A 6,235-nucleotide genomic window follows, 5' to 3' on the forward strand; every position below is an offset into this window, starting at 1 on the left:
GATGATGTTCATCAGGAAGCTGGTCACGGACTGCTCGTGAGCCGTGGCCACATAGCCCTTAACGGCTTGGACATCGAGCGAGGCCGGATCGATGTTGAGGCCGGCGCCAGGTTGAACGATATTCGCGACAATCAGTCCGACAACGAGTGCAAGTGTCGAGAAGGTGAGGAAATAAACCATCGCCTTGGCGGCAACTCGGCCGACCTTCTGCAGATCGCTCATGCCGGCAATGCCGGTCGCAATTGTCAGGAAGATGACAGGTGCGATAATCATCTTGACGACTTTGATGAAGGCATCGCCGAGCGGCTTCAGGCTCTGGCCGGTTTCCGGATAGAGGTAGCCAATTGCGGCTCCCAGGACTATGGCGGCAAGCACCTGCACGTAGGTCCGGGCAAAATGGGGCTTGCGGGGCGCTGCGATCGCGCGGGGGACTCTTGGAACCAACACCGTTTCTCTCTCCCTGACCGGATCGGGGTGGGGGCTCCTCCTTCTCCCATGCTGCGCTCCGGTCGAGCGCTGCTGTCATCTCGGAGCAAGCGCCGTGCCAACTGGAGGCCTGTCCCGTCCAGCGAGATTGGTGCGGGTTGCGCACTGGAACCCTCCACCTTTGCCGGAATTTGCACTCAAGGCTCGCCAAAGATCGCGTCTGAAGAAGTGCTTCGCCAGAGAGGGAATTGACCAGGTCGCCTTGCGGCCGTGTCTTTGATGTCTGCCGCAGATCGACTGCCGGCCGATATCTCTGTCGTCTTGGTGACTTTGGTTTGTCAGTTTTGCGACGGAATGCGCGCAAACTGCAGGATATCCTACACGCCCATCAGAGCACGCGGTACAAGCGATTAAGCGTAGGAGCGCATTGAATCTCCGAGGTCAAAAAATCTTGAATAAGGTCCCCGTGCGAAGTGAATCCGCAACTCGTCAAAGTTCTCCACCGTTTGATCCAGCGGTCGCGTTTCCTGGCGCTGCAGGATGGCGTTATCTGATGGCTCAAGCGCTGGAACGCCCAGGAAATCCCAAACCGCTCCCAGGCATTGGGCAGGTTCGTGAAGTAGGCTCTCGTATTCCATTACAAGCAGGTTGGTCGACGTGAAGGAGTCCATAACGCGAGCGTGAAAATCGTCGGCGGCTTTGAAATAAGCCTCACAGTCGGCGATTGACAACCTGACGCTCGGTGGCCGAGCGGTATCGTTGTCCCAGCTGAACTTCAGCCAGTGACCGCTTTCCCTGGCCTGCACAAAGGATCGGAGCGATTCCAATACGTTTCGGCGAACAACAAGGATGACCTTGAGTGCTGGCCAACGAGCCAGTTCCGCAAAGAATGCGGGACGCTCGCGAAACTGAGGTTCATTGATCTTGCATCCAAGATGCGTCACATTCTTGTAGTCGCGCATAGGGCAGCGCACATAGGCAAGCTCAAGAAGCTCGCGATCCGTGCCTAGCAGGCGATCAGTGCTGGGCCAATTGGGATCATATTCGTTTAGCAACTCACCGTTACTCAAAACGGTCGGATGCTCGTTTAGCAATTCTTCTAAATAGTGTGTTCCGGTCCTTGGCATAGCAAGGATCACAAAAGGCTCAGGAGTTGCTTCGTTGTGGGTCATTGCATGTGTATCCAACTAAATAATGGCCGCGACGGTCTGTGGACGCGCACAAGAAGCTTGGCTGCTATCGATTGAACGCTCCGGGTGGGTCCGCGCCTCACCATCCAGCCTGTTCTTCGAGGTGTGGTCGCGAAGCTGGGCGGGTGCCTGCAGCGGCTGGGTGGCGCCCGGCTTCGGCGTTGTACCACTCGCGATTCCTAGCATACGCATGCCTCCGGGCCGCTGTGGGCAGTTTGCATCCGGCATTGCGGACCTCCTTCTGGTTAATGGGTGTAAGCAAGCGTCAACGCATTAGTCGTCGATGAAACAGTCCAGCCGACAGAAAAAAAGGCAATACAGCGAACATGCAAAGTGCGCCTATATGCAGCCCTACATTGTCGCCCAGGCGGCCGAGCATCACCGGACGGATTAGCTCGATAGAATTCGCCAGGGGCGAGAAGGCCGCAATCTGCTGAAACACTCCTGGCAATTGGCCGACTGGAAAAACCGCGCCCGAAAGGAACAGCATGGGTGTGATGACAAGCGTCTGATAGAAAATAAAATAGTGATAACTGGGCGCGAGCGCGATGACGAGCATGGCCAGGCTCGCAAAGGCGAATCCGGTGAGAGCGACGACCGGTAGCACGTAGAGAACCGACGTCCACGCGGCATAACCTAGCGCGGCCGCAACAATCGCAATTGTCGTACCGGCCAGAAAAGCCTTTGTGGCTGCCCAGGTCAATTCACCGAGAACGATGTCGCCGAGGGTAAGTTGTGTGTGCAGGATTGCTTCCCAAGTGCCCTGATCGCGCATTCGACCGAAAACCGCGTAAATTGTTTCGAAGGTTGATGCTGTCATCGCGCTCGTCGCAACCATGCCGGCTGCCAGAAAGGCGATGTAGGATGCACCTTCGATGCGGCCTACCAACAGTCCAAGGCCAGTGCCGAGCCCGAAAAGGTAAATCATCGGATCAGCAAGGGTGCCGAGCATTGAAGCAAATGCCACCTTCTTCCATGCCAGATGATTGCGGCGCCACACCGCCATCCAGTTCCAGGCGTTGGCGGGTAGAGCGGCCGCAAAACGTTCACCCATTGCTCACTTCTCCATCTCACGTCCGGTTAACCGCAAGAAAACGTCCTCCAGACTGGGTGGACGCTCTAGAATACGCAGACCCGCTCGACCGCGAAGCTGGATGCGCACATCCTCCGGCTCAGGCGCATAGCAAAAGAGCGTCTCGCCGCTTACCTCGACACGCTGAACGTACGGTCTGATCAGCGAAATCAGCTCCTGTGGATTACCGCCGAAGATCTCGATCACGTTGCACCCAATGTACTCGTCGATCAGCGCATGAGGACTGCCCTCGGCGATCTTGCGTCCCCGCTCGAGAACACACAGCCGATCACAAAGCCGCTCAGCCTCTTCCATGAAATGGGTGGTCAAAATGATCGTTTTTCCGCTCGCCAGCAGGAAACGAAGTCGCTCCCAGATCAGATGGCGGGCATGCGGGTCGAGGCCGGTCGTGGGCTCATCCATCACAAGCAACTGGGGGTCGTTGATCAGAGCACGTGCCAGCGTCAGGCGCCGCTTCATCCCGCCGGATAGCAGGCCGACACGTGAATCCGCCTTGCTCTCAAGGCGAGCGAACTCGAGCAGCCGTGGGATGACGGCGTTGATCTCTCTTGTACTCATGCCGAAGTAGCGCCCGAACACCAACAGGTTCTCACGTACCGTAAATTCCAGGTCGAGATTGTCGAACTGCGGGACCACGCCTATGCCCTTGCGGGCCAAGCGGCTGCGTGCCGGCACTGGTAGACCGAGGACTGTTATATCACCCGCGTCAGGCCGGGTCATACCGAGGAGCATACGCGCAATCGTGCTCTTGCCTGCGCCGTTAGGCCCCAGCAGACCGAAGCACTCTCCCGATGCAACGGTGAAGGACAGCCCGTCCACAACGAGCTTGTTTCCGAATAATTTGGTTACGCCGGTAAGGTCGATTGCTACATTGGACATGCGTCTATCTCAAGCGGAATGAGTCCGATTGGCCACCGGCAGCTTACTTGCGAATTCTGGTTCAGAGCAGGCCACCGCCTTGAGATGACACCTTTGGAAAGTCGCGGCCGGAGCGACGTGTGTATCGCTTCCGCCAAAGAATAACGTCAAGATGCCACGTGTCGCTTCCACATAGTCCCCGTTCTGATCATAGGTAACTCGACAAGCTTCACCCCGTGTCGACTGACACAACTTACTCGGTCACTCGGCGCTGCAAGGCCGTCAGACTTCACTAGCTGTGAGCGAAAGATCTGCAGTATGAAGTGACTCCGCAATTCCAGAATTGCCCGCAGCATTTGCTCCGCCAAGCGGCATCGCGCTTGTGATTTCCTTTGTGCTGCTGTTGGGCAGGGGAACACTTTTACGCGACAGCCAATCGCTATTGCTCAATGTACACAGGGCGTAAGCCTTCAAGGGGATCAACAGGAATATCCTGATTAACGCGTGCATTGAATAGCCGATGAATCGAAGCTGCCGAGTGCGGAAAGATAACACCGTAGATCTGATTATGGTCATCGTGACAATAGCCAGCACCGTCCACCAATTTACTGTATGTGAAAATAGTAACTCACCGAGCGCCGTTACTACCGCGATGCCGAGCAACAATGGGCCGAGATTCTCTCCCATCACATCCAAAGTTAGATAGCGATCCAGGCCACGCAGTAGACCTCGCGCAAGCATCGTGTCCCGGAAAGTGCTTCGTGCCCAGCGGAGTTGTTGGCGCAAATAAGGTCCCATCTTGTCCGGAACGACTGTCGCCGCGACGGCACCTGGAACGTACTCGGTTCGAAAGCCTGCTTTCAGCATGAGGATCGTAAGATGACGGTCTTCACCGAAGTCGCTTGGTTTCCCCCTGAACAGCTGCGTCTCGTATTGATCCAGCAGAGAAAGGAGACAAGACCGGCGGTACATTGCACATGGGCCGCAGCAGCACATGACCGCACCAAAGCGACCTTGCGCCGCGCGCTCCTCATTGCAAGCCAGCCAGTATTCCATATCGATCAATCGGGTCAACCAAGTGTCGCTGCGGTTGTATGCCGTCAGCTGGCCCATGGCCGCTCCGACCATGGAATCCCGCATTTTTACTGCAAGCTTCGTGATGACGTCGGACGCAAGTGTCGTGTCAGAGTCGACGCTGAGCACGAAATCTCCAGATGAGCGGCGGATGGCGGCGATCTGCGCCTTGCGTTTGCCAACATTTTCGCGGAGCAGAATGAAATTGAATCTCGGGTCGCCCTCGTAGGCGTGATGTACCGGGATGACGGCATTACGATTTCCAGAACCGTCGTCAACCAGATAGACCTGAAATGTTCCGGAGTAATCTTGATTTGCAATGGAAGCTAAACACGCCGCGAGTGTGCGCGGGTCCTCATTGTAGCAGGGGATAATGACATCCACGCTCGGCCAACGGTCGGATCCGAACAAGCTTTCCGACGGCGGCGTAACATTTTCCGGTTGGGAGTAGACCGCTTGCATGCCTCTGTAAACAGTCGAGAGCACCGCATAAGACGAAACGGCAACAGTACTGGCTGTGGTGAGAAGGTCCATAGGATCTCTGTTTGTTCAGGGATGTTGAGGAAGTGATCGGATTACAAATCCGCGGCCGTGCAATTCTGGAATTAGGCGTGACAACGCTGTCACCGTCTGGTCGCGCAGACTGGCTTGATTGCCTGGTTGCAATTCGTCGGGAGCGCACCCGTCGTGCAACAGCACGATTGCGCCCGGCCGGATATCGGCGAGCACTCTGTCGACGATGGCGTCAACGCCGGGGCGAGACCAGTCGCGTGGATCAATGGACCAATGGACGGGCGCCAATGCCTCACCCGCTAATGCAGCGATTACTTCTTCGGTCCAGATGCCATAGGGTGCACGAAAGTACCGAACCATGGCCTGCGGGCAAGCCATCCCTATGACTCTGTTTGCCTCAACTATCTGGCAGTCGACTTCGACGGACCCGCATTTAGCTAGGTCCGGATGAGTCATCGTGTGGTTGGCTATACCGTGGCCGTCTGTAATAATTCGGCGAACGAGTTCCGGCTCGTCGGCCGCGTAGGCCCCAACAACGAAGAAGGTCGCCGGCACCTGATGTTGCGCCAGCACATTGAGTATCTGCGGTGTGAAAAATGAATTGGGACCGTCGTCAAACGTCAGATAGACGCTGCGCTCTGCAATGCGATCGGCATTGTCACTCTGCCCTTCGCATATGTAGTCCAGAGGCTTCATAGTTCCGGACCGTTCCGGTCGATCAGGGTACCAGACGGCCACTCGTCCATCGAGCGTCCGATCGGCGAAACCAACACGAGTACGTCTTCCAGGCGCGTGGGCGGCAGGTCGGGATGCACATCTGGACGGGTCGACCGTACGCGAACGCCCGACACAATGTTCGCGAGGCCGGCTCTGCAGAATCTTTCGACATGGTTTCGCAGCGCGTGCCGAACCGTGCCGAAAGCGAATGGAACACCCAACTGATGGAGCACTGGGTACGCCACGCGCATCGAAAAACCGATTCCGAGCCCTTCAAGATCCGGACGAACCGCGTACAGGCCCAATTCAGCGACGATCAAGTCGACCTCGCCAACTTTGATGAAGCGCCGCAGCATGCCGATGT

7 protein-coding genes are annotated in these 6,235 nt (G+C 56.7%); all 7 read right to left on the reverse strand.

The genetic code is table 11. The features are described 5' to 3' along the window. A partial coding sequence (locus tag EN893_RS14245) for a cation:dicarboxylase symporter family transporter (RefSeq protein WP_128361599.1) occupies positions 1-447 on the reverse strand: 447 nt, incomplete at its 3' end. Between the two features lie 389 nt (positions 448-836). After that, the gene (locus EN893_RS14250) at positions 837-1,598 is read right to left on the reverse strand and encodes a sulfotransferase domain-containing protein (RefSeq protein ID WP_127266955.1); all 762 of its coding nucleotides are present in this window, start codon (positions 1,596-1,598) and stop codon (positions 837-839) included. Between the two features lie 283 nt (positions 1,599-1,881). Then, positions 1,882-2,670, reverse strand: a complete 789-nt coding sequence (locus tag EN893_RS14255) for an ABC transporter permease (protein ID WP_063169398.1) — start codon at positions 2,668-2,670, stop codon at positions 1,882-1,884. Positions 2,671-2,673: 3 nt separating this feature from the next. Beyond that, positions 2,674-3,588 carry a nodulation factor ABC transporter ATP-binding protein NodI gene (nodI, locus tag EN893_RS14260; protein WP_024505873.1) on the reverse strand — a complete coding sequence of 305 codons (915 nt, stop codon included), beginning with the start codon at positions 3,586-3,588 and terminating at the stop codon, positions 2,674-2,676. A gap of 261 nt (positions 3,589-3,849) precedes the next feature. Continuing rightward, positions 3,850-5,175 carry a chitooligosaccharide synthase NodC gene (gene nodC / locus EN893_RS14265; RefSeq protein WP_063169399.1) on the reverse strand — a complete coding sequence of 442 codons (1,326 nt, stop codon included), beginning with the start codon at positions 5,173-5,175 and terminating at the stop codon, positions 3,850-3,852. A gap of 15 nt (positions 5,176-5,190) precedes the next feature. Continuing rightward, complete coding sequence (gene nodB, locus EN893_RS14270) at positions 5,191-5,850, reverse strand: chitooligosaccharide deacetylase NodB (protein ID WP_063169400.1); 660 nt, start codon at positions 5,848-5,850, stop codon at positions 5,191-5,193. Next, positions 5,847-6,235: NodA family N-acyltransferase (locus EN893_RS14275; protein WP_128361600.1), on the reverse strand; the 389-nt coding region annotated here is incomplete at its 5' end. The genes EN893_RS14275 and nodB, both read right to left, overlap by 4 nt.

This window comes from Mesorhizobium sp. M7A.F.Ca.CA.004.04.2.1 (genome assembly GCF_004022825.1).
GTDB lineage: Bacteria > Pseudomonadota > Alphaproteobacteria > Rhizobiales > Rhizobiaceae > Mesorhizobium.